28 protein-coding genes are annotated in these 26,539 nt (G+C 33.1%); 9 read left to right on the top strand and 19 right to left on the bottom strand.

Annotated features, from left to right (window positions below):
• Window positions 1-330: 330 nt before the first annotated feature.
• The 5 genes from KPL44_RS25265 to KPL44_RS26025 form a co-directional block, all read right to left on the bottom strand.
• Complete coding sequence (locus KPL44_RS25265; protein ID WP_253201684.1) at window positions 331-483, bottom strand: hypothetical protein; 153 nt, start codon at window positions 481-483, stop codon at window positions 331-333.
• Window positions 484-554: 71 nt separating this feature from the next.
• Window positions 555-776, bottom strand: coding sequence for a hypothetical protein (locus KPL44_RS25260; RefSeq protein WP_253201683.1), 222 nt, complete (start codon window positions 774-776; stop codon window positions 555-557).
• Between the two features lie 302 nt (window positions 777-1,078).
• Complete coding sequence (locus KPL44_RS25755) at window positions 1,079-1,204, bottom strand: hypothetical protein (protein WP_301182949.1); 126 nt, start codon at window positions 1,202-1,204, stop codon at window positions 1,079-1,081.
• Between the two features lie 278 nt (window positions 1,205-1,482).
• Window positions 1,483-2,532, bottom strand: coding sequence for a HAMP domain-containing sensor histidine kinase (locus KPL44_RS09015; protein WP_216248890.1), 1,050 nt, complete (start codon window positions 2,530-2,532; stop codon window positions 1,483-1,485).
• Between the two features lie 17 nt (window positions 2,533-2,549).
• The gene (locus tag KPL44_RS26025) at window positions 2,550-3,224 is read right to left on the bottom strand and encodes a response regulator transcription factor (RefSeq protein ID WP_216248887.1); all 675 of its coding nucleotides are present in this window, start codon (window positions 3,222-3,224) and stop codon (window positions 2,550-2,552) included.
• Window positions 3,225-3,419: 195 nt separating this feature from the next.
• On the opposite strand from KPL44_RS26025, the gene KPL44_RS09005 reads away from it, so the two are divergent.
• From KPL44_RS09005 to KPL44_RS26190, 4 genes are all read left to right on the top strand, one after another.
• Entirely contained in the window at window positions 3,420-4,346 is a 927-nt protein-coding gene (locus KPL44_RS09005; RefSeq protein WP_216248885.1) for an ABC transporter ATP-binding protein, read from the top strand.
• Window positions 4,330-5,241 (top strand): ABC transporter ATP-binding protein, encoded by a 912-nt coding sequence (locus KPL44_RS09000; RefSeq protein WP_216248882.1) that lies wholly within the window; start codon window positions 4,330-4,332, stop codon window positions 5,239-5,241. Before KPL44_RS09005 ends, KPL44_RS09000 begins: the two co-directional genes overlap by 17 nt.
• Window positions 5,234-5,992, top strand: coding sequence for a hypothetical protein (locus KPL44_RS08995; protein WP_216248881.1), 759 nt, complete (start codon window positions 5,234-5,236; stop codon window positions 5,990-5,992). The genes KPL44_RS09000 and KPL44_RS08995 overlap by 8 nt, the downstream gene beginning before the upstream one ends.
• 708 nt (window positions 5,993-6,700) lie before the next feature.
• Window positions 6,701-6,961, top strand: coding sequence for an integrase core domain-containing protein (locus KPL44_RS26190; protein WP_441303726.1), 261 nt, complete (start codon window positions 6,701-6,703; stop codon window positions 6,959-6,961).
• 201 nt (window positions 6,962-7,162) lie between these two features.
• On the opposite strand, the gene KPL44_RS08985 is transcribed toward KPL44_RS26190, so the two are convergent.
• The 9 genes from KPL44_RS08985 to KPL44_RS08945 all read right to left on the bottom strand — a co-directional run bounded on the left by KPL44_RS08985 (window position 7,163) and on the right by KPL44_RS08945 (window position 17,676).
• On the bottom strand, window positions 7,163-7,921 hold the full coding sequence (locus KPL44_RS08985; RefSeq protein WP_216248878.1) for an SDR family oxidoreductase: 759 nt from the start codon (window positions 7,919-7,921) through the stop codon (window positions 7,163-7,165).
• A 53-nt stretch (window positions 7,922-7,974) separates the two neighbouring features.
• Window positions 7,975-8,793: an SDR family oxidoreductase gene (locus tag KPL44_RS08980; RefSeq protein ID WP_216248877.1), complete on the bottom strand. Its 819-nt coding sequence runs from the start codon at window positions 8,791-8,793 to the stop codon at window positions 7,975-7,977.
• Window positions 8,794-8,874: 81 nt separating this feature from the next.
• Window positions 8,875-10,746, bottom strand: coding sequence for an ABC transporter ATP-binding protein (locus tag KPL44_RS08975; RefSeq protein WP_216248875.1), 1,872 nt, complete (start codon window positions 10,744-10,746; stop codon window positions 8,875-8,877).
• Window positions 10,743-12,518, bottom strand: coding sequence for an ABC transporter ATP-binding protein (locus KPL44_RS08970; RefSeq protein ID WP_216248873.1), 1,776 nt, complete (start codon window positions 12,516-12,518; stop codon window positions 10,743-10,745). The genes KPL44_RS08975 and KPL44_RS08970 overlap by 4 nt, the downstream gene beginning before the upstream one ends.
• A 135-nt stretch (window positions 12,519-12,653) precedes the next feature.
• The gene (locus tag KPL44_RS08965; RefSeq protein WP_216248872.1) at window positions 12,654-13,835 is read right to left on the bottom strand and encodes a macrolide family glycosyltransferase; all 1,182 of its coding nucleotides are present in this window, start codon (window positions 13,833-13,835) and stop codon (window positions 12,654-12,656) included.
• A gap of 50 nt (window positions 13,836-13,885) precedes the next feature.
• Window positions 13,886-14,800, bottom strand: a complete 915-nt coding sequence (galU, locus tag KPL44_RS08960; RefSeq protein WP_216248871.1) for a UTP--glucose-1-phosphate uridylyltransferase GalU — start codon at window positions 14,798-14,800, stop codon at window positions 13,886-13,888.
• A gap of 209 nt (window positions 14,801-15,009) precedes the next feature.
• Entirely contained in the window at window positions 15,010-15,852 is an 843-nt protein-coding gene (locus tag KPL44_RS08955) for a cation transporter (protein ID WP_301182948.1), read from the bottom strand.
• Between the two features lie 91 nt (window positions 15,853-15,943).
• Window positions 15,944-16,834, bottom strand: coding sequence for a HAMP domain-containing sensor histidine kinase (locus KPL44_RS08950; protein ID WP_253201695.1), 891 nt, complete (start codon window positions 16,832-16,834; stop codon window positions 15,944-15,946).
• A 170-nt stretch (window positions 16,835-17,004) separates the two neighbouring features.
• The gene (locus KPL44_RS08945) at window positions 17,005-17,676 is read right to left on the bottom strand and encodes a response regulator transcription factor (protein WP_216248868.1); all 672 of its coding nucleotides are present in this window, start codon (window positions 17,674-17,676) and stop codon (window positions 17,005-17,007) included.
• Between the two features lie 391 nt (window positions 17,677-18,067).
• Between KPL44_RS08945 and KPL44_RS08940 the strand changes: the two genes are divergently transcribed.
• Window positions 18,068-19,462 (top strand): MFS transporter, encoded by a 1,395-nt coding sequence (locus KPL44_RS08940; RefSeq protein WP_216248867.1) that lies wholly within the window; start codon window positions 18,068-18,070, stop codon window positions 19,460-19,462.
• A gap of 93 nt (window positions 19,463-19,555) precedes the next feature.
• On the opposite strand, the gene KPL44_RS08935 is transcribed toward KPL44_RS08940, so the two are convergent.
• Window positions 19,556-21,037, bottom strand: coding sequence for a carboxylesterase/lipase family protein (locus tag KPL44_RS08935; RefSeq protein WP_216248865.1), 1,482 nt, complete (start codon window positions 21,035-21,037; stop codon window positions 19,556-19,558).
• 204 nt (window positions 21,038-21,241) lie between these two features.
• Here KPL44_RS08935 and KPL44_RS08930 point away from each other — a divergent pair, with 204 nt between their 5' ends.
• From KPL44_RS08930 to KPL44_RS08915, 4 genes are all read left to right on the top strand, one after another.
• On the top strand, window positions 21,242-21,808 hold the full coding sequence (locus KPL44_RS08930; RefSeq protein WP_216248863.1) for a TetR/AcrR family transcriptional regulator: 567 nt from the start codon (window positions 21,242-21,244) through the stop codon (window positions 21,806-21,808).
• A 229-nt stretch (window positions 21,809-22,037) separates the two neighbouring features.
• A complete protein-coding gene (locus KPL44_RS08925) occupies window positions 22,038-22,676 on the top strand; it encodes a DsbA family protein (protein WP_216248861.1) in 639 nt (212 codons plus the stop codon).
• Window positions 22,677-22,804: 128 nt separating this feature from the next.
• Window positions 22,805-23,626, top strand: coding sequence for an MBL fold metallo-hydrolase (locus KPL44_RS08920; protein ID WP_216248859.1), 822 nt, complete (start codon window positions 22,805-22,807; stop codon window positions 23,624-23,626).
• 4 nt (window positions 23,627-23,630) lie between these two features.
• Complete coding sequence (locus tag KPL44_RS08915) at window positions 23,631-24,029, top strand: nuclear transport factor 2 family protein (protein ID WP_216248857.1); 399 nt, start codon at window positions 23,631-23,633, stop codon at window positions 24,027-24,029.
• A 101-nt stretch (window positions 24,030-24,130) separates the two neighbouring features.
• Here KPL44_RS08915 and KPL44_RS08910 read toward each other — a convergent pair whose 3' ends face one another.
• The 4 genes from KPL44_RS08910 to KPL44_RS08895 all read right to left on the bottom strand — a co-directional run bounded on the left by KPL44_RS08910 (window position 24,131) and on the right by KPL44_RS08895 (window position 26,536).
• Window positions 24,131-24,508, bottom strand: a complete 378-nt coding sequence (locus tag KPL44_RS08910) for a MerR family transcriptional regulator (protein WP_216124982.1) — start codon at window positions 24,506-24,508, stop codon at window positions 24,131-24,133.
• A 488-nt stretch (window positions 24,509-24,996) separates the two neighbouring features.
• Entirely contained in the window at window positions 24,997-25,206 is a 210-nt protein-coding gene (locus KPL44_RS08905; protein WP_216248855.1) for a cysteine-rich KTR domain-containing protein, read from the bottom strand.
• A 112-nt stretch (window positions 25,207-25,318) separates the two neighbouring features.
• The gene (locus KPL44_RS08900; RefSeq protein ID WP_216248853.1) at window positions 25,319-25,948 is read right to left on the bottom strand and encodes a flavodoxin family protein; all 630 of its coding nucleotides are present in this window, start codon (window positions 25,946-25,948) and stop codon (window positions 25,319-25,321) included.
• Between the two features lie 39 nt (window positions 25,949-25,987).
• Window positions 25,988-26,536, bottom strand: a complete 549-nt coding sequence (locus tag KPL44_RS08895) for a flavodoxin family protein (protein ID WP_216248851.1) — start codon at window positions 26,534-26,536, stop codon at window positions 25,988-25,990.
• Window positions 26,537-26,539: the final 3 nt, after the last annotated feature.

The following is a 26,539-nucleotide window of genomic DNA, read 5'->3' as shown; positions in this document are numbered from 1 at the left end:
TTCTCAAATTAACTGATTCTACTTTGTAGGGTCTTTTGGTTATATTTAATACATTAAGTTGGGAGAGTGATACTATGGGGGAAATCATTTTACAGAAGAACAACAGAGCGAACTACGAACCAATATTCAAAATGTAAGTGCAAATTCAATTGCCTATACAAAAGAATTCAAAGAAAAGAAATATTGGACTGTGGGCAGATTTCTTAAAAAGATAAAATCCCTTTACAGGTGCACTAAGTTTTTTAAGATAAGCTTCCGACATCGAATAGTTTACTGTATAATCATATATTTGTATGCAGTTTTCTCTGATTCCATTTGATTTGATATTTGTCAGACACCAATATAGGCATGATATAACTCAGATGCTTTTGCTGAGATATCACTGCTATAGGATAAACCTGAGCCCCGTTGATTCCACCATACTACCGTAAAATATTCATCAAGTTCCGTAGGATATGTCTCCGTAAGCTGATATTCCGACATACCGGGGCCTCCGTGAACAAAAATCAGTACTGGATTTGATGTATTCTTACTTTTAATAATCATTCCCATCTTTACTCCGTTAATTTCAACATAAACTTTTGCGAAATACTACCTTTTATTGCTTTTCCGTTTTTATCTATAAATGGTTTTACTTTTCCTGCGCTTTGTACTAATAAAATAATTGCAAGTGCAATGATACATAGAGTAATGAGAGAAAATGAAATCAAAATTATTTTACCAACCCTTCGTGCTAAACCTCGTTTAAAAGAAGTAATTATTTTGTACTTTTTCATTTTGACAGTTTCTTTCATTTATAATTGCTCAGCTATATCCTAACAATCTCTTATACCACATGCAATAGCAATTGTCCCGTGTTACAAATAAACTGTCATTACTTACAAAAAGCCACCTTCCGGCAGCTTTTTACTATTTTCTAATATCTAATTATTCCTCTATGGTTCCTATTTTTCCCTCTTTTTTCACTCTGTCAATTTTTTGTTGATATAATCAGCATCCTTTCTTACCCCTACCAATCGTAGTGAATATCCAATTTCCAGAATATAGGTTCTTGTAATGATAACCTTTTCATCAATGGTTAATGTTGCTTTAATCGACTATTAAAAAGTGTGGTTACACTATCTAGTACATCAATATGCATAATCGGGTACCTTATTTGTACTTCCAGATTACTCTCCTTATCTTCTATAAGTACGATATCCACTCCTGTACTCCTTTTTCCAAGTTGCTCACAAATAATATATACTTCTCATAATTTCACAAGCATTTGCTTTTTAATCTAATTGCCAAAATGATACAAAATAAATATCATCTTGTAAATCTTCATAGTGTTTAATATACATGTTGTAATTTCATTTTTTTTATAAAATGCAGATAAAGGATCCCCTTTAAAACTTTTTTATTTATTGAGAAAAGCTAATCACTACAGATAGAATTACTCAGTCAAACATATATTGTTTAACTGGATGTTTCTAGGAATTACTATGCGTTTTCAAGCGGAAGAACAACAGTAAAGGTACTCCCTTCACCAGGAGTACTAGTTACCTTAAGCTGTCCGTTGTTAAGCATAATGATTCGTTTTACAATTGGTAGTCCAAGACCGAGACCGCTTACGGATATACTGTTTTCCACTTGGTAATATTTTTTAAAAATTTGTTCAATTTGTTCATCTGTCATTCCTATGCCAGTATCACTAATCGAAATTTCAATCTCGCTATCATTTGACCGAGATTGAATAAATATCTCTCCATTTTCAGGAGTGTATTTTATTGCATTAGTTAATAGATTAATCCATAAATGATTCATCATGTCAGCATTTCCAAAGAATGGAATTTTAGGCAATTCAAAAGAAACTTCAAGTTTCTTTTTTTCCCACTCAGAAACCAACATAATAGCGCATTGACGAATCTGTTCATCCAAATAATAACTAGTTTTGTTAATCACAATATTTTGGGAATCAAGTTTTGATAATAATAACTGACTTTGTGTAAGCGCAACAAGCCGTTCACTCTCTGATGCAATTATGGACAGATATTTTGTTACTTGTTCTTGTGAGCAGTTTCCATCTAATAATAGATTGGAGAATCCATTAATGGAGGCAATAGGAGTCCTAAATTCATGTGAAAATTCATTTGCAAAATCATTCCTTAATGTATCAATGCTGTTTAGTTCATCACACATGATATTAAAGTTATGGTAGACTTCTTTTAATGGGCCACCACTACTCTCGTTCAATTTGACGTTAAATTCGCCTTTCGCAATCTTAGATATTCCATTCGTTAACTCAGAAATATGATGATAGAGTGTTCTGGAAAAAGCCGTGGTAATAGCATATACGAGAATACTCATCGGAAAAAACATTCCAATTCCTGAAATAGGTTTATAGTCATAATTTTTATATAGAACGTAGTTAGTAATAAAATCGGTTAATTCGTATATTAGGATAGAACCGATAACCACAACCATGCATTCTATCCTCATCCATCCAAGTAATCCTAAATTAGATTTTAATTTTTTTTTAGACTTCTTCATAGCAGGGGTCTCCCTTCTTAATTATCTATAATAATACCTTTGTAACCAAGTCCCTTAATTGTTACTATTTGAAATTCCTGAAATTCTACAAGCTTATTGCGTAGACGACTTACATGAGTCTTTACTGTATCTTCACTACTCTCTGAATCATAGCCCCATATTTCATTTAGAAGTTGGGCTTTTGTGAATATCATGCCAGGATAGGAAAGAAATTTATATATTAAGTCAAATTCTTTTGGAGGCAGTTCTATAGTCATACTGTTTTTTGAAATTGTATAATTAGCTTCGTTAAGCGTAACATCACCAATGCGGATAATGCGCTGTGATGCTATATTAGCTCTTCTAAGCAGGGCATCAATACGCCAATGAAGTTCATCAAAATTAACGGGCTTTGTCATATAATCATCCGTTCCAAATGTAAAACCAGTTTGTTTATCTGAAAAAGATTGTTTTGCAGTCAGTATCAAGACTGGAAGTTTCATGCCATCCTGTCTGATTCCATTTAATAATTGGAATCCATCCATTTTCGGCATCATCACATCTGCGATTAAAAGATCAATATGTCTGGATAATAGAATATCCATTGCCTCAATTCCATCATTAGCAAGAATAATTGTATAATAGTGTTTTAGACGTTCATCCAATAGTACTTGTAAATTTTTTTCATCTTCTGCAATTAAAATTATTGCCACGAATGTCCTCCTTTCATGTGTTTTTTTGTATCAATTTGTTTATATTGATTATTATTATTATTTTGAGATTATTTGAAATTATATATGAAGTATGTAAATCATTTTAACATATACCAGGAATAAATAAAAATTGTTTACGTTCATGTTACTTTAGATAAGTATAATACAATTATAGACAACAAGGGAGGAAAAGAAATGGCAGTGATTGAAGTTAATAATTTGACGAAAGATTATGGTCACGGACGTGGAATCTATGATGTGACCTTTGAAGTAAATAAAGGTGAAACACTAGGGTTCCTTGGACCAAATGGCGCAGGGAAGTCAACAACGATTAGACATCTTATGGGTTTTGCAGCACCACAAAAAGGATATGCGAAAATATTAGGAATGGATTGTAGAAAAGATTATGCAAAGATTCTGAAAAGTGTAGGATATCTTCCCGGGGAGGTAGAACTTCCAGAAGGATTGAATGGAAATGGATTTATAGATATGATGCAGGGACTAAGAAAAGCCAAGAATCAGGAAGGAGTAATAAAACTTTCCGAAATATTTGAAATAGATCTACAGCAAAATGTTAAGCGAATGAGTATTGGTGAAAAAAGAAAGCTTGCAGTAATTGCAGCATTTATGAATGACCCTGAAATACTTCTGCTTGATGAACCAACTAGTGGACTAGATCCAGTTATGCAGGAGAAATTCATAGAGTTTATTAAAGATGAAAAGAAAAGAGGAAAAACGATTTTACTTTCGAGTCATATGTTTGCTGAAGTAGAGGCACTTTGCGACAGAATTGCAATTATAAAGGATGGAAGAATAGTTTCTGTTGTTGATGCAGCTGAGGTAAAACATGGCTTGCGTAAAATTGTAGAGATTACATTTATAGGAAAGGAAGATTATAAAAGATTCCTGAATGAAAAGTTTGAATTTGAAAGCATGAATGAGAAGCAACTAAAAGTAGAAATTGTTATGGAAGATGCAGACGTGAATAAGTTTCTCGCTGTTATAGTAAGTTATAATGTGAAATTTTTTGTGGAAAATCCAGTAACATTAGAAGAATATTTCATGCATTTTTATAAGAGTGATAAGAAGTTTGGAGGTGTGACTAATGGAAAAAATCATTAACATCAGTAATCTTACCAAGGATTATGGACATGGGCGAGGAATATTTGATTTTTCATTTGATATAAAGCGTGGCGAAGTGTTTGGTCTCGTGGGGACTAATGGGAGTGGAAAAACTACAACAATAAGAAATATGATGGGTTTTATAAAACCACAGAATGGTAAAATTACTATCAATGGAAATGACAGCTGGAAAGACGCCTATGAAATTAAAAAGTCCGTAGGATATATTCCCGGACAGATTGATTTTCCCGATGTTGGAACCGGAACTGATTTTCTAAAAATCCAGGCTGATTTTTTAGGAATCAAAGATTTGTCATATATGAACAAACTGATTGATATGTTTAAGCTTGATTCAGATGCCAGTTTAAAAAGAATGAGTAAAGGAATGAAGCAGAAAACTGCAATTGTTGCAGCATTTATGTCGCAGCCGGATATTCTAATTATGGATGAACCGTCGACAGGATTGGATCCCATGATGCGTGATAAATTAATTGAATTAATTCTGGAACAGAAGAAAAAAGGCAAAACCATTTTTTTAAGTAGTCACATATTTAAAGAATTAGAAGATACTTGTGACAGAGTTGCATTTATACATAATGGCAAAATGATTAATATCGTAGATCGTGCACAGTATGAGGAAAATATGGATAAGCAATATAAAATTGGGTTTGCTGTCCCAAAAGAATACCAACAGTTCTTAAAATGCAATTATGAGATTTTAACTCAAAATGAAAATTACAATCATCTGGTAATCAAAATAAATGATACACAAATGAACAGACTTTTTAAGAGTTTGCAACCTTATAACATTAGATATATTAATTATCAGCCATATACATTGGAATGGTATTACACAAACATTATAGAAAAACAGGAGGTACAGAAATATGTTTAGTTTTCCTTTATTTAAACAAACAGTTAAATCAAATTCAGTAATATGGGGAGCAATGACATTGGTTATGACATTGTTATGTGTTCAGTTTGCAGGCATGGAAATGACGCAGTCCATGTTATTTGTCATTTTTTATGGAATGATGACCACAATCCTGCCTGGAATCTATGTACTGGTTACAGCTAACAAATTGTTAGCCAGCCAGGTGGACAGTGGCTCCATGGCATATGTACTATCAACACCAACAAGGCGCTGCACTGTAGTATTTACTCAGATAATTTATTTGACTGGTTCGCTTGTTGCTATGTTTGCAGTTCAAACAGTTGGACATTTAATAGTAAATAATGTTACCCCAATTGCACTCGCAAAACTAGGCTACAAACAATTAACTGGAAACCTTACAAACACAATGATTTTGCAGGTGAATATTTCAGCACTTATGGTATGCATTGCAATGGCAAGTGTCTGCTTCCTATTTTCAGGCATATTTAACGCATCAAAGTATTCTATTGGATTTAGTGGAACATTTATTGGAGTTATGGTTCTTGCAAATATGCTATCAATGTTTGGTAATCTTGGCATAGGTGGCTTAGAGAATTTCAAATACCTCACAATTTGTTCATTCTATGATTATAAGTCAGTGTTATACGGAGTGAATGACTGGATTTTTAAAATGATATTCCCTATTGGAATTGCAGTAGCTTCATATGTAATAGGCAGCTCATGGTTCTGTAAGAAAGACCTTCCACTGTAAGATAAAATAAATAATTAGTAATCCTCCAAAGTATACGCAGCCTTCATGTATAATCCATATTTTTCTACATTTAGTTTATTAAATATAATATTTTTACCAAAAGAAACAGCATCTATAAATTAAAATGGCCCTATAAGGTAGACAGTTTAAAGAAAGAGACATACTTGTCTCAAATAAATTAACTGACGCTATTTTACAGGGTCTTTTTTGTTATACTTAGTACATCAAGTTATGAGAGTGCTGCTATGGAGAGAACTTATTATACTGAAGAACAACAGAGTGAACTTCTGAAGAATACATATGTCCGGAAGGTAAGCGCGAAATCAATTACTTATACAAAAAAAATTCAAAGAAGAATTTGAGGAATAATATCTTGGTGGAAAACTGCCAGTGCAAATTTTAGATGATATGGGTCCTGATCATCTTATACTTGGAAGAAAACGAAGAGTCAGCATTGTAACCCGACTGAAACGTTGTGAGTTAAGGCCGGAATGCTTTGAAGACATAAGAAAAAATAACTCGGGGCGTCACCTTCTGAATCAATGAATTAGAATGAACCGCAAAAAAATACAGCGCTTTATGGACAAATACAGGCTAATATGTCCAATATGAAAGGCAAATCCATATCGACGTATGGCAAAAGCCATGAAAACCAGCAATGTTTCTGAAAAGCTGGTAACCCGAGAGTTCCAAGAACATGGTCCTGGTATGATACTTCTCACCGATATAACTACCTTTTCTACAATCATGGCTACAAGCATATCTTTTCGACAGCTTTTAAAAGACAAGAAACTACGCCAGTCTATGTCTAGGCGAGGCTACTGTTGGGACAATGCTCCACAGGAATCATTCTTTGAACATATGAAGGATGAAATACATCTTGAAAGATTCTATAGTATCTTAGATTTAAAGCTTGTGATTGATGATTATATGGATTATTACAACAATGACCATTATCAATGGGACTAGCAAAATTATCACCAAATCAATACGTAACTTACTTAAGACCCGTTGAATATCCCATAAACATATAGAAAAATACCCTCACAGCATATTTATGACAGGAGGGTATTTTATTTAAGTCTCTTTTTTTAAAATGTCTTTGACACAGAGTCCACTTTATCATTAGAAAAGGTAACTCTTTTTTTCAAGAAAAATCATAAAACAATTTTAATAAGCAGTCCAACCGCCATCAACAGTCAAGACCGTACCATTAACAAAACTGGAATCGTCTGTTGCTAGGAAAAGCGCTGCTCCGGCTATTTCTTCCGGCTCACCGAGCCTTTGAATCAGACTCATTCCAGTATTACATATTGCTGCACCCCGCTGATTAACATTTCCCATAGATGCACTGATATTGGTCTTTATGGGGCCTGGAGCTATGGCGTTGCATCGGATTCCTTCCTTTGCATATTGGAATCCTGTATTCTTGGTAAAGCCTACCACTGCATGTTTGGAAGCTGTATATGCAGCACCAGCTGTACTACCACGAAGGCCACCTACTGAAGCTATATTGATGATTACCCCAGCTCCTTTAGTCAAAAATATCGGCAACACTTTTCTAGTAGCTCTCATCACTGAAGTAGTATTAACTGCAAATACCCTATCCCATAGTTCATCTGTAACATCCCCAGCTGCAGCCATATTGTCCATTATACCTGCATTATTGACTAGTATATCAACTGTGCCATAAACTTTAACGGTAGTATCAATTAAGTTTTGTATGTCTTCTTCTTTGGTTACATTGGTTAATACCGCCATAGCAGATCCACCATTTGTTTCAATCTCAGCTACTGTTGCTTTTGCACCTTCCAAGTCAATGTCTGATACTACCACTTTCGCTCCTTCCTTAGCATATAGAATGGCAATCGACCTTCCCATCCCTGACGCAGCCCCTGTTACTATTGCAATTCTTTCATTAAGTTTCATTATTATTCCTCCTTTAATATTTGTATAAGGTCTTAGTTATTTGCAGAATGTTGTTACTTTTTCATTGATTTCATACCAGATATTAGTCCTCCATCGCAAAGTATGTCCGTACCCGTTAAAAATCCATTTCTTTTATCAATACAAGAATTAATTAGATATGCAACTTCCTTGGCATAGCCAAATCTTTTAATTGCACACAATTTTGTTAATTTATCTGCTCCTTCAGATTCTAATTTCCCCATCGGTGTTTCTATATTTCCTGGAGACACTGATACTACACGGATTCCTTTATCTCCATATAGCGCTGCACATTTTTTTGCATACCAGATTACAAAATTTTTAGATATGGGATATGCAATGCTTGCATGCATATGTTCTGGAAAATGCTTTACTGATTCTACCATCTTTTTTATAAATTGCTCTTTATCTGTAAAACTTATTTCATAATCCGATACAGGTAAAGACTCATCCGGCAACATATATGCCGAAGTAGATGCAACATCCAGAATACAAGTTTCTTTTCCCATTTTAGCACTAAAAACCTCATTCACATTAATAGTTCCAAGTGCATTAACTTCCATAATCTTTTGTGCATCACCCATATGTGGTGATAACCCCGCTGAATGAATGACCGCAACTATTTTTCCAACTTCACCTGCACGATCAGCCAATTTTGTAACCGATTCAAAATCTGATACATCACAAGCAAAAGCTTCTGCCTCAATTCCTTCTGCTTTTAACTCATTAAGTGCTGATTGTAATTTTTCAATAGTTCTTCCTGAAATAATTATATAATGATCTTTTCCCGCCAGTTTAGCCGCCGCAAATCCCATTCCGCTTCCGCCACCAGTAATTACACATACATCTTTCATAATATTTATCCCTCACTTTATTTATAATATTTTTAAGTTTTTCTTTAGCTGATAAATATATAATAAGTTAAAATGAAGATTTTATACTACGTCATTATCTAAGTTTGCCCCAGAAAACTGACTATTATAAAGATCTGCATAGAATCCATTTTTAGCAATAAGCTCATTATGGTTACCCATTTCAATAATACTTCCTTTATCCATAACTAAAATTAACTCTGCATCTTTAATTGTAGAAAGTCTATGTGCAATTACAAAACTTGTTCTATTTTGCATAAGTTCTGTCATAGCCCTTTGTATATAAACTTCTGTTCTTGAGTCGACACTACTTGTGGCTTCGTCAAGTATCATAATAGTTGGATTTGCAAGTATTGCCCTAGCTATAGTGAGAAGTTGTTTTTGGCCCTGTGATATATTTGATGCTTCTTCATTTAGTATTGTATTATATCCATCAGGAAGAGTCTTAATAAAGTGATGTGCATGAGCCGCTCTTGCTGCCTGCATAGCTTCCTCATCTGTTGAGCCAACTCTACCATAAGCAATATTTTCCATTATAGTACCATTAAATAGCCAAGTATCTTGAAGTACCATACCAAACATATTACGTAGATTTCCACGTTTTATATCTCTTATATCAACTCCATCTATTGAAATTTTACCAGCATCAATTTCATAGAACCTCATAAGCAAGTTAACAAGCGTAGTCTTACCAGCACCAGTTGGTCCAACAATTGCAATTGTATGTCCCCTCTTTACATCAATATTCATATCTTTTATAAGTGATTTTTCTGAATTATAACTAAAATCAACATGTTCGAACTTAACTTCTCCCTTAGGAAGCTTAATTACTTTAGTCGCAGAAGTTTCTTCAAGTTCTTCAACCTCATCCAACAATTCAAAAATACGCTCAGCTGAAGCTACTGTTGATTGGATGATATTAGCAATATTAGCAGTTTGAACTATTGGTTGTGTAAACTGATTAGAGTATTGGATAAAGGCTTGAATATTACCAATAGTGACTTTACCCTGTGTTGCTAAAAGTCCACCAACAACACAAACTACTACATAACCTATATTACCAACGAATTTCATAATAGGCATTATTATCCCAGATATGAACTGAGCTTTCCAGCCCGCGTCATATAACTTATCATTTATGTTTTCAAATTCTTCAATTGAATCTTTCTCATGTCCAAAAGATTTAACGATTTTGTGGCCAGTGTACATCTCTTCAACATGACCATTAAGTTCTCCAATTTCTTTTTGCTGCGCTGCAAAATATTTTTGAGACCTTTTTGCGACTAATGCTGTCACACCAATATATAATGGCAATGTTAAAATTACAACTAGTGTCATTATTGGGCTTATTGTAAGCATCATAACGATAATACCAATTATCGTAACAATAGACGTAATAAGTTGTGTAAGACTTTGTTGAAGCGTTGTTGATATATTATCAACATCATTTGTTACACGACTTAATATCTCGCCGTGAGTTCTTGCATCAAAGAATTTAAGAGGTAACCTTGATAACTTATCCTCAACCTCAAGACGCATATTGTAAACAGTTTTCTGCGCAACTCCGGACATAATATATTGTTGAAGGAAGCCGAAAACTGTACTTATTAAATACAATACAATTAATATAAGGATAATATTTTTTATATATGTGAAATCTATATTAACGCCATTTACGTTTGTTATACCCTCAACCAATTTGTCTATCGCTTTTGCTGAAATCTTAGGTCCTACTATTGTAAAAATAGTACTGATGATCGCAAATATAAATACTAGAATAAAATTAGTTCTTTGTGGCTTTAAATAACCTAAAAGTCTTTTAAGCGTCCCTTTGAAATCTTTGGCTTTAGCTTTAGGACTCGCAAGCGATCCCATTGGGCCGTCTGAGTCTCCTATTCCACCTGCTGATTTATTTTCTTTATTGTTTGCACTCATGATAATTCCTCCTCTGAAAGCTGTGACGATACAATCTCATGATATATCTTACAACTAGTTAAAAGTTCCTTGTGAGTTCCTATGCCGCAAATTTCACCATCATCTATTACTATAATTCTATCTGCATCCATAACAGTTGCAACTCTTTGAGCAATTATTATTACTGTGGATTTTACCGTTTCTTCTTTAAGTGCCCCGCGAAGTTTTGCATCAGTTTTAAAATCAAGCGCTGAAAAACTATCATCGAAAATATATATTTCTGGTTTTCTAACTAAAGCACGAGCTATAGACAGACGCTGTTTTTGACCACCGGAAACATTTGTACCTCCTTGAGCAATCTGATGTTCATATCCTTCTTCCATTTCGCAAATGAAATCCGTTGCTTGTGCAACTTTTGCTGCATGCTCTATTTCTTCAATAGAAGCCTCATTATTACCATATTTAATATTTTCAGCAATTGTCCCAGAAAATAGTACAGTATTTTGAGGCACAAATCCTATTTTGGCCCTTAGGCTTTCTTGACTCATTTCACGTACATCCACTCCATTGATAAGTATTGCACCACTAGTTACATCATAAAAACGTGGTATTAGATTTATAAGAGTTGATTTACCAGAACCTGTACCGCCAATAATTGCAGTCGTTTCGCCAGGACTAGCATTAAATGTTATGTGATTAATAGCTGGCTTTTCTGCGCCAGGATAACTAAATGTTACATCCTTAAACTCAACATATCCACTTTTTGTATCAGCTAGTTTTGTATTCAATGGATCCTTGATTTCAGATTCCATTTCTAGCACTTCGTTTATTCTTACCGCAGAGGCTTGAGCCCTTGGTAACATAATGAACACCATAGCAAGCATCAAGAACCCCATTAAAATTTGCATTCCATATTGTATAAATGCTATTAATGAACCAACTTCCATACTTCCAACATTTATTCTTTTAGCACCAAACCAAATTATAGCAAGCGTTGTAACGTTCATTACTAACATTATTATAGGTATTAAAAACGCCATAATTTTATTAACTTTTACAGCATTGTCCATAAGATCAGTATTAGCTAGATCAAATCTAGCCTTTTCAGTATCTATACGATTAAATGCACGTACAACCCTAATACCAGTAAGTCCTTCACGTAATACAAGATTTAATTTATCTATTTTCACTTGCATAACTTTAAATAATGGGATAGCAAATTTAAGAGTTATTGCAATAATTATTCCAAGTAGTGGAATTACAACTGCAAAAATTAAGCTTAGTGATATATCCTCTCTTAACGCCATAATAATACCACCTATAGCTGTTAAAGGAGCAGGAAGCAGAATAGAAAAAATCATTATTGATGCTGTTTGAACCTGAGTAACATCATTTGTAGTTCTTGTTATAAGGGTAGCAGTACCAACCTTATCAAACTCATGTAGCGAAAATCCCTCAACTTTAGCAAACAATTTACTACGAATAATTCTACCTAGCCCTACAGCAGTCTTTGATGATAAGAATGTAACTGCCATTGAGCATATAACAGCCCCTGCTGAGAATATTAGCATTAGTCCGCCTATTCTAAGAATATAATCTATCCCTTTATACGTACCACTAAATCCTAAAAACGAAACAGTATGCATTACATCCTTCTGTGATATACCTTTGTCAACTACATCAGCCATTAGCGTAGGTAAATATAGATTTGCAAGTACTTGAACAAAAGTTAATATAACTATTACTATTATCTGCAGCTTATACTGTTTTAAAAACCTAAACAATTTAATCATAAGTATCATCCCCATTCATCTTGATCTTTTTTTACTCGAAAGTTCCCCTAGCCCTTAAAAATATAGCCACATGATGGATATTATCCCAAAATGTGACCAAAGTTTATATGTATTTCAACTTTGACAATAATATCTTCACTTTAATTTAAGTATTTCATCAACAGCTTTTTTATATCCTCCTGCTTCTCTAAGCGATCTTCCAAGCTTTTCACTGTTTATTCTAAATGTATTGTCTGAAAGAATTTTAACTACCGATTGATTCAATGTCTCAGGGGTAATTTTATCTTTTTCAATAACAATACCTGCACCGAGCTCCGCTACCCTATTTGCTACGGCAGGCTGATCAACTGATTGAGGAATAAGAATCAATGGAACATCATAATACAGAGCTTCATTAGTACTGTTCATACCACCATGGGTAATAAATACATCTGTATGTTTTAAAACTTCAAGCTGAGATACATAATTGCGAACAATAAAATTAGATGGAATATCACTAAATATATTAATATTTGTGTCTTTACCTATAGACATAATAACCGTTGCATCCATATTACCAAAAGCTTTAAAGCAATTTTCATAAAACTCAATAGACGCATTAAATAGAGTACCTAAAGATATATAAATAACCTTCTTCTTACCATTAGTTTCTAAAGAAAAATCCAATTCATCCTTTCTATCTGATATTGATGGGCCAATAAATTTGTAACTTTCATCAAAACTTTCACCACAAAGTTGAAAATACTTAGAAGTATATACAAGATTAATCATGCCTGTCCCAGTAACTGCAGTAGTTAAACTAGGAATCTTTATATCATATTTTTCTTTTAAATTTTTAGCTAAATTTATGTACACGGGGCTATTTACAAGTTGCTGTATTATAGGTCCATATTGCTTAAATACCTCTGAAAAAACATTTGCTTTTTCGTTAGTTGCAAAAGTAGTAATAGAACAAATCGTAGGTATTTTTAATATTCTTCCAACTTCACTTCCTATAATAAAAGCTGAATCGTAAAAAATATAATCAAATTTTTCTTTTGAATTAAATACATAGTCAGTTATTTCTTCAATCATTTCTTTTAACTCTTCTAGCGGAGACTTACTATTTTTCGAATCTGAATTTGAATGTCCATTAATTGAATTTGATAAACTAGTATGGCTTTTAAATTCAGCTCCTGTCTTTTCTATTTTCTCTCTAAACTCTTCACCAGCAGTATAAGTAACCTGTTCTCCTCTACTCATTAATTCTTTAACTAGACCTATTGTAGGGTTAAAGTGTCCATTACCGAACAAATTTATAAATAATATTTTAGCCATTTTATTTTAACCATCCTTTTTATTTTATTAGTATATTAAATCTATAGTTCTTATTTTTCATTGTCACAAGCTACTTCTTCATATATCCCCTTAAAGTTATCATTATTTTTTAAGGTCTGAAGATACTTCATAAATGGAACCTTTAATTCAGGTCTCTTTAAAGCAAACTCAACTGTTGCTTCGAGAAATCCCAATTTATCACCTACATCATATCTACGTCCTTCAAATACGTATGCATACATATCTTGCCTTGAAATCAATGTTTTTAGAGCATCAGTTAACTGAATTTCTCCGCCCTTGCCAGGTGATGTATTATCTAATATATCAAAAATTTCTGGAGTTATTATATACCTACCAAGTATAGCTAAATTAGAGGGTGCTACATTAACATCAGGTTTTTCAACAAGATTATTTACTTTGTATACTCGATCACTAACTTGAACTCCATCAACTATGCCATATTTATCAACATTTTCTTTCGCTACTTCTTGAACTCCAACGATTGTTACATTCTTTTCCTCAAAACAATTCATTAACTGCTTTAAACATGGAGTTTTAGCATCAACTATATCATCACCAAGCATTACAGCAAAGGGTTCATTACCTACAAAAGCTCTTGCTTTATTTATAGCATGTCCAAGTCCTTTTGGTTCCTTTTGCCTTATAAATTGTATATTCACCATGTTTGATATGTCTCTAACCTGTTTAAGAAGCTCCTCCTTATGTTTATGTTCTAATTCTAGCTCAAGTTCTACTGATTTATCAAAGTGATCTTCAATAGATTTTTTATTTCTTCCTGTAATAATTAATATTTCTTCTATGCCAGAAGCAACCGCTTCCTCTATAATATATTGCATTGTAGGCTTATCAACTATAGGTAACATTTCTTTAGGTATTGCCTTTGTTGCAGGCAGAAATCTTGTTCCAAGTCCTGCTGCCGGTATAATAACTTTTTTAATTTTCATATACTATATCTCCTTTTTATGTAAGTTATTTTTAATATTTAATTGTTTACTTGATGACCTTATTATATTATGCCGATATTAAAATGTTTTTAAAGAAATGTTAAAAAAATGTTAAATTGAATATAGGAGTTTTTTCCCCAAATAAAAAAGAGCTGTCTTTTCTAATGATTTTTTAAATCATTAGAAAAGACAGCTCCTTATCAGTTTTATTATAGTACTCTTATCACGTCTATATGTAACCTTGATTTGATTTCATATTGTACTTTCTCATAGAATTCTTCCGAATATTGTTCCGTCGTTCGTACATATATTTTTCTTGTACTCGGTCCGTTGTCCTCATATTTAATTGCTTCAAAAAAGAAACCGGGAGCACATTTTTTTGCGATTTTATTTGCTTTTCTTAAAACCGAGGCGTGATTTTTACCAAGCATAATACGTTGTATATAGATAATCATATACAGTCCAAGAATTGCCGAAGCGCTTCCCAATATCATTCCTGACATTCCGTTATAAAAAGAAGCATCCCCATCATAAGAAAAAGACATTATGGCAGTCTGCGTAAGCACAAGTGATATCATAGAAGAAGCAAGATTTGTCAGCTTAATTGCCTCAATTACAGGCTCTTTATCTCGTCTTGTCACAATTGCGCCTTGAATTGACACTCCAAGCTCTGTAAAAGTAAAAACAGCGATTGCTAACGAAACAATCATCGAATATTTGACACTGTCACCGCTGACAAACATTCTGATACAATAAACCATGTAAACAATACTTGATATGAGAACAATAATTCCACCGAGGTAATAACAGTGATATTCTCCTTTTCCGTATCCGTCTGGATGTTCTTCATCAGGCTCCTTTTTACCATCATAATATTCCTTTATAAAAATTGTTTTTGCCATGCCCATTGCGATATTATAGAAAGCATTTATGCATAAAAAGAAAGATAAAGAAAAAATTCCTACAAGTATTTTCCCGACCGCCATAATTACATTTAACAGTACGGATAATTTGGTAAAAAACAGTATCCGCTCATAATTTCTTTTTTTCATAACTTCCTTCTCCTCTAATAGGATCTTCTTGATATTTAATTGTTTATTTGATGATTTTATTATATTATGCAGGTTTTAAAATGTATTAAATTTACATATGTAAACTTATCGTAAAAGTAGTTCCCTCATTTGGTCTACTATCTACTTTAATCTCTCCATCAACAATATCCAAAACTTTCTTCACCATAGCAAGTCCCAGCCCATTTCCTTCTTTAAAATGAGATACATCTCCCTGATAAAACTTGTCAAAAATATGTCTTATTATCTCCTCATGCATGCCGCATCCACTATCCCCAATTGTAACAATCGCTGTGTCTTCTTCTTTTCTCAATTTCAAATTTATAATACCACCATCATCAGTAAATTTAATTGCATTTCCTATCAAATTATTCCAGACGATTTCTAATAGGCTTTCATCACTAGATATAGTCACCTCATCAAGTTCGACTTCCAGCGTAATATTTTTTTCTTCCCATTTTTCCTCATAGTCAAGCGCACAACAACGTAATTGTTCATCCAGACTATACTCCACAGCTACCGGAAATATAACCTGATTCTCCAATTTATTAAGTCTTAGGATACCCGTTACAAGGGATGACAGTTTTTGTGTTGCATTTACTATGGTCTTTGTATACTCTCTCCTCTCTTCTAATGAAAGATCATCATCTTGTAATGCCATAGAATAGCTTTGAATCACAGAAAGTGGTGACTTAATCTCATGTGATACATTAGAGATAAAGTCATTTTTCATCATTTCAATACTTGACAGTTCCACTGCCATCTTATTAAAATCATCAATCAAAACCTCTATATCATCTTTTTTACCATCTGTACGAAATGGCGCAATTCTTACCGAGAAATCGCCATCAGCAATTTTATTCGCAGCTTTACAAACTTTCTTAATCGGTTTACCTATAATATGCTGTCTTATTACTCCTAGAGCAATGCAAATGACTAAACATAAAAAGATTAAATTCCCCATCAATAAACCGTTAATAATAAAAAAAGACGAATCATTATCACTTTTTAAACTGTAATTCAAACTGTCGTAAGTATTGATTACTATAAAAAGCATAATGAATATTAACGAATATTCTTTTAATGAAAAAAGGCTTGCATTAATTCGCTTATTTTTTATTTTTCTATCCTTTTTCATTTTAGCACCGCCTTATATCCCAGCCCATGTACCGTTACTATTTCAAAGTCTTTGCAATCGGAAAATTTATTTCTTATTTTTGTAATATAAACATCAACAGTTCGGCAACCGCTTTCACTGGATAATCCCCAAAATTCATCCATCAACTGACTTCTAGTAAATGTGCGTTTCGGATAGGAAAGCAATTTATACAATATATTAAATTCTTTAACTGTTATCGGAATTTCTTCTTCATCCAAGGTTGCTGTCATCTCGTCAATGTTCATCTCCAATCTTCCAATCGTAATCTTCCTTGCATTAGCAATGTTCGCACGCCTCAGCAGAGCTCCAACATGAAGAATTAATTCATCCATATCTATCGGTTTCACCATATAATCATCAATACCAATACGGAATCCCTTCTGCTTTGATGAAATATCATCACGGGAAGTAATAAATAGGATTGGCATTGTCTTATCCTGTTCCCTCATAACCTTTGCAAATTCAAAACCATCCATCTCTGGCATCATAATATCTGAAATAATCAAATCACACATGGTGGAGGCCATTTTATCAAATCCTTCTATCGGATTCTTGCATCCATAAGCGTTGTACCCATTACGGTTAAGATAAGCGCATATAATATAATTCAATTTTGTATCATCTTCAACAACAAGAATATTAAACATCGCCTGCGTTTCTCCCTTCATTTTATAAGACTTCATTAATAATTATATTATACAATATTAATGTTAAAAAGTTGTTAATTTTTTAACTGCAATTCTCATGTTATCATAAAATATTTTTTGTATATTTTATAAATTACTATGGAAATTAATTAATTGATTGTAAATTATGGTTAATTAATCAATTTAACATTTTTTTAACATTACTTTAAAAGCATTTTAACACCGGTATAAGATAATAAGGTCATCAAGTGAACAATTAAATATTAAGAATATGTTGGTTTAAACATATAAACCATAGAAATACCTTAATGAGGGGAGATTAAAATAAGAAATAAGTGAATCATTGTTTTTTTAAAACTTTATAACAACTCAAAAGATAAGGAGTGTAAATATGGAAGAAAGAATTATAGATACAAATATTATTGAAGGTGAAGACCGAAAACTTAAGTTTCGTGAGAAGTTAGCTTGTGGTATCGGTGGATTGTCTGGAACTTTTCATTATGAAATGATACAAATATTTTTACTCTTTTTTTATACTGACATAATGAAAATTAGTGTGGCTTATGTTGGAGGATTATTTCTAGTTGTTCGTGTTCTCTCTGCTGTATCAGCGCCAGTTTTTGCAGTTTTTGTGGATAGAGTAACTACACCATGGGGTAAATACAAGCCATGGTTTATAATACTAGGTGTACCTTTTGGTATTTTTGGTTTCTTAACCTATACAAATATGGGTTTAAGTCCTACGGGAAAGTTAATATATGTAACTATCACTTATACTATCTATAGTCTTGCAGACGCATTTGCAAGCGGACCAAAAGCTGCAATAATACCTGCTATTACAAAAAGAATTGATGAGAGAGTATCAATCGGGCAGATTTCCATGATGGGTGTTATGCTAGGAGCTATATTAGCTACCATAGGGATACAACCTTTATATAAACTGTTAGGTGGTGGTAATGATTCTAAAGGATTCTCTTTACTTATGGCAGGCGTTGGTATTATTACTGTATTAATATCACTATTTGAGGGCTTTACCTTAAAGGAAAGATATATAGCAAAAGTAAAAAAAGATGAAAATGCCCCTTCACTTAAACAGATGTTTATGGCTGTTATCACAAATAAAACTGCTGTAATTGTATATATATATATGTTTGCAACAAATTTATCTACTGGTGTTAAATCTGCTGTCATGCTATATTATTTTAAATATTTTTTCCACAATGAGAATTTGATGGTCACCATGGGAATTGCTGCTTTGGTTCCTTCTCTTATTGGTGTAATCATAAGTTCAAAAGTAACTAAAATCTTTGGTATTAAAAATAATATAATAATAGGTGTTATCGTCAATGTGATAACATTTGCAGGAATTATGCTAGTTCCAGCTACTTCAACTGGTTCTACATTTTTCTTAATTTTAATGGGCACCGCTGGTTTATTTAATGGAATATCTACTCCAGCTCTTGCTACGCTGATGCCAGCTGCAATGGATTATACTGAGTGGAAGAGTGGGCTTAATATAAATGCATTTATGGGTTCTATTCAAAAATTCTTACAAACTTTATCTACTGCGTTATCAGGTGCATTAGTTGCAAGTGCACTAGTTTTTGTTGGATATGTACCAGGAGCAGAGCAAAACAGTTCCACACTCCTTGGACTTAGGGTATTAATGAGTGTTGTACCTGCTATTATTGCTATATTTACTGGAGCTATAATGTGGTTGGATCTTACAGGTGAAAAACAAGCTCAAATTACTAAAGAACTTGCACAACGCAGAAAAAATGATTAAAGTAACAATTCATCTGAAGTTATTCCCCCTTTAAATAGAAAAAGGAATACTCAAAGCGCTTACATTGCTCTGAGTATTCCTTTTATTTATTAATTAATCATATATTTTAATATCCTTCCATACTTCAAATGCTTCATGACCCGGATTATATTCAATAGAACATTTATTATTAAAAATAAATGTTGTTCTTTTTTCATCTGTATAAGGCTCCCATAGCATAGGAAGTGTTCCATTTGGGACACCATTTTTAGCAAAATTCACCCAAGCACCATGCATATATTTATGAATTCGATCAATTCTTTTCTTCGGTGTAAACTTATCTAAAGCTCCTACATAAATATCCAATGCTGGCCCTACATCAGAACCATGCGTTGCATTGAGTCCCATTAATTTCAATAACACAGTTACAAAATCAAAGCGATATGCATAAGTCTTACCATGAGTGCACTGTGCCTGTATGCATTTAATATAATCTGCCCAGAAAGCCCTGTCTCTACCCAACTCCATCATTGCCTTCTTTTTACTTTTACCTTTATATAACCTCTTTAATCCTTCTAACTTTTCTGAGCATCCACTAAGCGCAAGCATCTTTTCGACTTGATCCCAGTTTCTTGGAAACATCTTCATGTTATAAAACAAGCTTCCTTCATCATGGCATGTACCAAAAATAACATCTACACCCTCCGCACTTCCATTTGCCATTGCCTCCCATGGCTTCATCGGTATTAAATCATCAATAACTGGACCTGCAATAAGAATTCCCGGATATGAATCACAATTTTTTTGATAAACATACTCGGCTGCACTATACATTTTTTCAATTGGCATAGTTTTCAACTTATTTAGCTCTTCTTTTTTCATGTTCATTTGCTCAATGAACAATCCTATGTTAAGTTGCTGAGTTTTTGGTGTGGAAATATTCCCCGCTAAACCACTCTGCGCAATTGCTTTATTAAATAAACCTTTTGCACTAGGAGCGGAAAGCATAGAATATACTGCTGTCCCACCTGCTGATTCTCCTGCAATCGTAATATTGTCAGGGTCACCACCAAAAACTTCAATATTTTCCTTCACCCATTTCAATGCATTGATCATATCTGATACTGCACAATTCGAATCAAAACTATCATCATATATAGAAAAATTATAAAATCCAAGTGGACCTACACGATAATTAAAATTCACATAAATAATATCATCCTTAGTAAATGATTCACCAAAATAATGCGGATCAGAACCTTCACCAACTGTATTTGCTCCACCATAAATCCATACGAATACTGGAGATTTTTTTGCCTGTTTAGGCGCCCATACATTTAAATAAAGACAATCTTCACTTTCTGGAACTGTCTTCATATCTTTACCAATGCCACCCATTGTGGCAAACTGATATGGTCTATTTCCAAATTCTCCTGCATGTTTTATGCCATTCCAATTATCACAAGGAACCGAACGCTTAAACCGTAATTCTTCAACTGGTGGCTTAGCATAAGGAATTCCAAACCATTTATACATTCCATCTACTTCAAACCCTTCAACTTTTCCATTTTTTGTCTCAACAACTAAATTTACCATTTTAAATTTCTCCTTCTTCTATGTTCTTTGATTATCTGTTTATATCTCACTAATTTTTAGCATCTCATCATCTCAAAAATATATTACTCGCGTGTTGCTTATCTTGTAATTTGAATTATAATATTTATAGTACTTCAAATCAATTGCCAAATATAACTCATATGTGGCGTAACTTTCAAAACATCAATAAAAAGGAGAAAATTAATGGAAAACAAAAATGATGCAAGGTATAAACGCACTCAGAAGCTACTAATGGATACCTTTAAAAATATGATTATTGAAATGGATTTTTCAAAAATTACAATTAAAGATTTAACTAGTATAGCTGGCATAAATCGAAAAACATTTTATTTACACTACCATTCTTTAGACGAAATACTGTATGCACTTCAGAGCGAGATTATAAACAGTCTGATGGATATACTTAATCAAGAAACTTCTAATGAAAATTCTATTGATATTCAAAAATTAATGACGGCATTTTCAACATTATTAAATGATCAACCGATTCATCAAAGATTATTTTGTTGCGAAAATTATCGTTTTCTTGTAGAAGGAATTCAAAATATTACAACAGAAAAACATTCAAAAAAATTATTTGCTGGCAAAAATATTGACACTGCACATCAAAATATGGTTATGACTTATTTAAGTCATGGTGTTTTTGCTCTATGGCGAAACTGGTTTCTATCCGGATGCCAGATGGATAAAGATGAAATGGTCCGTTTTTCTACTCAACTTGTTTGCCAAGGTTTAGATAGTATTAACTAACACTACTAATTACTAAAGGTATTATATTATTATTAAACTATTTATAAATGTATTGACATTTTCTTTTGTTGTAACTATAATGGTTACAAGAAGAGATGCTAGTAATAAAAATTATTAAGGATCTAAATAAAAGAAAAAAATATTTTTTTTAAGTACATTGTAACCTTAGTGGTTACAATATACTTGGTGAATTATTAATAAATAAATAAATAAATAAGGAGGTACTTTAATGAAACCTAAAATATATTATGTAATGGATACAATGTGTGGTTGGTGCTATTCCTTCAGCGATGTTGTTACAAAAATCTATGAAGAATTTAAAGATCAGGTAGATTTTACAATTGTTCCTGCAGGAATGTGGGTAAATAAAGATGTAAAAGAAATGACACCTGGATTTAGTGACTTTATTAGAGAAAATAATGTTAGAATAACTCAACTTTCAGGGAAAGAATTTGGAGAAGATTACTATCTTATGCTTAAAGATAGTAATACAGTTTTAGATAGTCTTCCAGGTTCTAAGGCTATTAATGTTATTATTAACCTTGATACTCAAGCTAGCTTTAGCTATCTGAAAACGCTACAGAAAGAATTTTTTATTAATGGTAAAAATATGAATGATGTAGAGGTTTATTCTAAAATAGCTGAAGATTTCGGAATAGATAGTGATAGCTTCAAAAAAGAATTTTCTTCAAAGGAATTAATTGATCAAACTTTTAAGCAATTTAACTTTGCAAGTGAGTTAGATGTAAGCTCATATCCAAGTTTAATTTTGGTTAATAATGAAAAATCATCTTTAATATCCTCTGGTTATTTACCATTTGAGGAAGTTAAAACCCATATTGAAAAAAGTATTGGATCATTGACCTAATAAATAAATAAATTCAAATTCTATGGTTATTTTAAAAAATGACATATAATTTGAGATCATGAATAATCAGGGATTAATATACACATAATACTTTAAAAAACACATTAGTATAAAGGGGATAAAATTTTATGATTAAAACAATTGAAACAAAACAAAATAATGTAAAATTAACAGTATTTACTTCAGATGAGACCAGTTTTATGGTTACGTCTACTCTAATTGAAAAGGCAGGGCATGCATTTTTGATTAATGCAAAATTCACTCAATCTGATGCTAAAGAAATTGTTGATTACATTGAAAAAAACAACTTAACTTTAGACAAAATTTTCATTATTCATGGAGATCCAGACTACTATTTTGGACTAGAAACAATCAAAGCAGCATTTCCAAAAGCAATTGCATATGCAACACAACCAACTGTAGAACATATTGCTTCTTCTGTATTAGGTAAATTACAAGTTTGGAACCCTATTCTTTTAGAAAATGGACCAACCAATATTGTTTTACCACAGGTTTTTGCTGAGAAAACAATTGAATTTCAAGGTTTAACCTTTGATCTTGTTGGTTTAGACAATCACAGGATAAGCTTATTCAATAAAGAATTAGAGTTATTATTTGGTGGAATTGATACATTCAACGAAATTCACATCTTCTTAGCAGACACTAGTTCCAAAGAAGCAATGGAAGATTGGACTGCTAACTTAAAAAAATTACAAGAATTACACGCTAAAATTGTCGTGCCAAGTCACGGTTCAATTGAAAAATCATTCGATGATCAGTTACTCACTGCAACTATAGATTACCTTGAAACTGCTATCAAAGCATCTGAGCAAAGTAAAAATTCTGCAGACTTTATTGAAAAGCTTGAAGCAGCATATCCAGGATTTGCAAACAAAGGTGTATTAGCATTAAGTGCAAAAGTTGTAATGAAAGAAATTCCTTGGGGGTAATGTTATGAATAAATATCAAAAATTATTACATGAAACTTACGTGTTAAGTGGTGAAGGAAAATTAGAGGAATTCAAAACGTATTTAAGCGATAATGTGTCATGGACAGAAGCTGCGGGATTTCCTTATGCTGGTATATATATAGGCCCAGATGAAGTGGTGAAAAATGTACATGAACGTTTGGGAACAGAATGGGAAGGTTATGCCGCCAAAGACAATATATATACATTTAATAAAAATATTGTTATTGTCTATGGAAACTATAGCGGAACCTATAGATTAACAGGTAAATCCTTTATTGCTGATTTTTGTCATCTATATGAATTTGATGAAAATGATAAAGTTAAAAAGTTTATTCAAATTGTGGACAGTGCAACTGTCAATAAGGCGTTAATTTCAAATTAGTCATGTTTATTAGTTTATAGTGTGCAAATTATTATCAAAAAAATCTCCGTACTCTCTATTTTAAGAGTACGGAAATTTTAATCCTGTTACAAATCTTTATTCTACTTATCCCAAGACAAAATGCCTGTAACTTCTGCCTTTTCATATCTGTCTATTTTATAATTCAGTCTATCTAACGTTTTTGCCATATTCGCCATTTTTTCCATAAGTTTTCTGCGTTCTTCTACTAAAAGTTCTTTTCTGGCTGTTACTGTCAAATCTCCTTGCTGTGTAAGTACACAATACTCAATAAGGGCTTCTATTGGCACTCCAGCCAAACGCATGCATTTTGCGAGTTCAATCCATTTACAGGATTCTTCTGTATAATCCCTGATACCACTTTTCGTACGGTTTACCTGTGGTATCAGTCCAATACGTTCATAATAACGCAATGTATCCTGAGAAAGATCAAATCTTTTACTTACTTGGGTAATAGTCATCTTTGATTTCCTCCAATCTTCTATTCGTAACTACTCAATTTGGTGACTTGTCTAATTGTCTAATTTCCAAATAGTTTAACAGCCTGTTTCATTTTATTAATAATATCCACACCAAATGGAACACCAATACTTAACATTTTTTTAATCATTGGCCAGTTTGGAATTATCCATAGTACGGAAAATTGCAGCTCCCACATTATATAGTGCAAGGAACTGAATGGATATTGCCGTAATCATAAGATATGTATTTGATATGTATAATAATAAAATGTTATTGTTCATACAGATCCAACGCCTTGTAATAGTTTATCATCTGGAGTGAACTCCAAGTCAAGTGGTTTTATAAAAAATTTTGAAAAGCCTTCCTTTTCGTCTTAACTCAAAGTTATTCACAATTACAAAGTTTTATAGTCCCATATAAAGCAAAAAGAATGTACCCATTACAGATACACTCCCCTCTTACTTCGGCTGATATTTTAAATATATTTTCAATATCTTCTTTTGCAAATCCCTACTGTCGAAGCAAGATTTATAATGCTCAACGAGCCGTCTTCATTTTTCCAATGCCATTTTTTTGTTATTATATCGCTTTCTTTTTCAGACAGTAGAGAAAAATTTACAAGTAGAGTGTCGACCCTTACTTGTATACGAGTTTTATTTCCGCAAATCGAATAAATTATCCACTTAAATTCACACATTTTCGTTCCTACTGTATTTGCCTTTATTATGAATATCAATTCGTCCAAGAAAATATATGATATATTTATAAATGTAAGTATCCTTTGTTTTTGTGTTGTATACTCAAAACTGTTAACGAATAAAGTGTGTTTTCATACGTGGCTCATACTTTGGTGCGGGAACACCGTTTTTGCGCCCTGCTTCAATGTTTTTTAAGAGCCACGCCATATTTTCACCGAGTGTTCGCATGGTCTGTAATCCTTCCTCGTCCTTGCGCACATCATCAGGGGTGAAACCATGTACCTGATTCCAATACTGAGAGGACACGATAGGCATATTGCAAATCGTGAAGTATTTATTCAGTTGGTCAAATGCTGCTGATGCACCACCCCGACGGCAGGATACAACAGATGCGCCGAGTTTTCCAGCCATACGGGGTTCACTACAAAAGAACAGGCGATTTAAAAAAGATGTGAGTTGTCCGGTCGCTCCTGCATAATATACTGGTGATCCAACTACAATCGCATCAATATCGTCCAGTACAGTCAATACGCTATTAACTTGATCGTCAAACACACATTTGCCTGTTTGAGCGCATTTCATGCAGGCAATACAACCTGCAATAGGTTTCTTACCCAAATACAAGATTTCAGTTTCAATATCGTGTTTATCAAGCGTATCTGCAATTTCCGAAAGCGCTGTGTAGGTACATCCATGCTCATTTGGACTTCCATTGATAAGTAACACTTTTACAGTGCTCATAATAATACCTCCTAAAATTTCTTATTCCTTTATTTTGTTTTAATTAATCGTAACGCCCAGATTTCTAGCTTCTTCTAAAACAGACTTGCCTTTAATATCCCCGACAGCCGTCACACCACCAGCGAGCACCTGACCGAGGTCGTTCCAGTTCAGGTGTTTCATCAAAGATTTGTAATAGTAGACAGTTTCCTCAAAACCATAACCCTCAGCTGCCATAAGAAGAATTGCATCCTTCTGTGGATTGCGATAGTTAGGATCGCATTCAGCAACCGCAAACAGGCGGTCAAAAGCAACCTTTAATTGACCGCTAATGCTCCAGTAATACAGCGGAGAGGCAAGCACAACTATGTCAGCTTCTTTGTAGAACGGATAAATTTTATTCATGTCATCCGTCTGTACGCAAGGGCTTTCAGAATTTTTGCCACCGCTAAAGCAGCCTTTGCATCCATTAACGTTCATGCCATCTAAAAAAAAGGTTGTAACGATATTGCCGGCTTCCTCTGCACCTTTTGTAAATGCCTGAATTAATGCGGAAGTATTGCCCTTTGGTCTTGGACTACCATTCAGAATAATAATTTTTTTACTCATATT

Origin of the sequence: Clostridium sp. DSM 17811, from assembly GCF_018861905.1 — a bacterium.
GTDB lineage: Bacteria > Bacillota > Clostridia > Clostridiales > Clostridiaceae > Clostridium_AD > Clostridium_AD frigoriphilum.
The sequence above is the reverse complement of the archived record's forward strand: the minus strand, read 5'-3'. Positions and strand labels throughout refer to the sequence as shown.

What these genes read in the sequence shown, in the direction of transcription:
- galU (WP_216248871.1), bottom strand. Translation starts at nt 14,800, where the DNA reads ATGAAAATTAAAAAAGTTATTATACCGGCAGCAGGACTTGGAACAAGA.
- KPL44_RS08995 (WP_216248881.1), top strand. Translation starts at nt 5,234, where the DNA reads ATGTTTAGTTTTCCTTTATTTAAACAAACAGTTAAATCAAATTCAGTA.
- KPL44_RS09015 (WP_216248890.1), bottom strand. Translation starts at nt 2,532, where the DNA reads ATGAAGAAGTCTAAAAAAAAATTAAAATCTAATTTAGGATTACTTGGA.
- KPL44_RS08985 (WP_216248878.1), bottom strand. Translation starts at nt 7,921, where the DNA reads ATGAAACTTAATGAAAGAATTGCAATAGTAACAGGGGCTGCGTCAGGG.
- KPL44_RS08925 (WP_216248861.1), top strand. Translation starts at nt 22,038, where the DNA reads ATGAAACCTAAAATATATTATGTAATGGATACAATGTGTGGTTGGTGC.
- KPL44_RS09000 (WP_216248882.1), top strand. Translation starts at nt 4,330, where the DNA reads ATGGAAAAAATCATTAACATCAGTAATCTTACCAAGGATTATGGACAT.
- KPL44_RS08895 (WP_216248851.1), bottom strand. Translation starts at nt 26,536, where the DNA reads ATGAGTAAAAAAATTATTATTCTGAATGGTAGTCCAAGACCAAAGGGC.
- KPL44_RS08950 (WP_253201695.1), bottom strand. Translation starts at nt 16,834, where the DNA reads ATGGGGAATTTAATCTTTTTATGTTTAGTCATTTGCATTGCTCTAGGA.
- KPL44_RS08920 (WP_216248859.1), top strand. Translation starts at nt 22,805, where the DNA reads ATGATTAAAACAATTGAAACAAAACAAAATAATGTAAAATTAACAGTA.
- KPL44_RS08945 (WP_216248868.1), bottom strand. Translation starts at nt 17,676, where the DNA reads ATGTTTAATATTCTTGTTGTTGAAGATGATACAAAATTGAATTATATT.
- KPL44_RS08900 (WP_216248853.1), bottom strand. Translation starts at nt 25,948, where the DNA reads ATGAGCACTGTAAAAGTGTTACTTATCAATGGAAGTCCAAATGAGCAT.
- KPL44_RS26190 (WP_441303726.1), top strand. Translation starts at nt 6,701, where the DNA reads ATGATACTTCTCACCGATATAACTACCTTTTCTACAATCATGGCTACA.
- KPL44_RS25260 (WP_253201683.1), bottom strand. Translation starts at nt 776, where the DNA reads ATGAAAAAGTACAAAATAATTACTTCTTTTAAACGAGGTTTAGCACGA.
- KPL44_RS08980 (WP_216248877.1), bottom strand. Translation starts at nt 8,793, where the DNA reads ATGAAAGATGTATGTGTAATTACTGGTGGCGGAAGCGGAATGGGATTT.
- KPL44_RS09005 (WP_216248885.1), top strand. Translation starts at nt 3,420, where the DNA reads ATGGCAGTGATTGAAGTTAATAATTTGACGAAAGATTATGGTCACGGA.
- KPL44_RS08915 (WP_216248857.1), top strand. Translation starts at nt 23,631, where the DNA reads ATGAATAAATATCAAAAATTATTACATGAAACTTACGTGTTAAGTGGT.
- KPL44_RS08935 (WP_216248865.1), bottom strand. Translation starts at nt 21,037, where the DNA reads ATGGTAAATTTAGTTGTTGAGACAAAAAATGGAAAAGTTGAAGGGTTT.
- KPL44_RS08965 (WP_216248872.1), bottom strand. Translation starts at nt 13,835, where the DNA reads ATGGCTAAAATATTATTTATAAATTTGTTCGGTAATGGACACTTTAAC.
- KPL44_RS08910 (WP_216124982.1), bottom strand. Translation starts at nt 24,508, where the DNA reads ATGACTATTACCCAAGTAAGTAAAAGATTTGATCTTTCTCAGGATACA.
- KPL44_RS08970 (WP_216248873.1), bottom strand. Translation starts at nt 12,518, where the DNA reads ATGATTAAATTGTTTAGGTTTTTAAAACAGTATAAGCTGCAGATAATA.
- KPL44_RS25265 (WP_253201684.1), bottom strand. Translation starts at nt 483, where the DNA reads ATGTCGGAATATCAGCTTACGGAGACATATCCTACGGAACTTGATGAA.
- KPL44_RS08955 (WP_301182948.1), bottom strand. Translation starts at nt 15,852, where the DNA reads ATGAAAAAAAGAAATTATGAGCGGATACTGTTTTTTACCAAATTATCC.
- KPL44_RS08940 (WP_216248867.1), top strand. Translation starts at nt 18,068, where the DNA reads ATGGAAGAAAGAATTATAGATACAAATATTATTGAAGGTGAAGACCGA.
- KPL44_RS08975 (WP_216248875.1), bottom strand. Translation starts at nt 10,746, where the DNA reads ATGAGTGCAAACAATAAAGAAAATAAATCAGCAGGTGGAATAGGAGAC.
- KPL44_RS08930 (WP_216248863.1), top strand. Translation starts at nt 21,242, where the DNA reads ATGGAAAACAAAAATGATGCAAGGTATAAACGCACTCAGAAGCTACTA.
- KPL44_RS08905 (WP_216248855.1), bottom strand. Translation starts at nt 25,206, where the DNA reads ATGTGTGAATTTAAGTGGATAATTTATTCGATTTGCGGAAATAAAACT.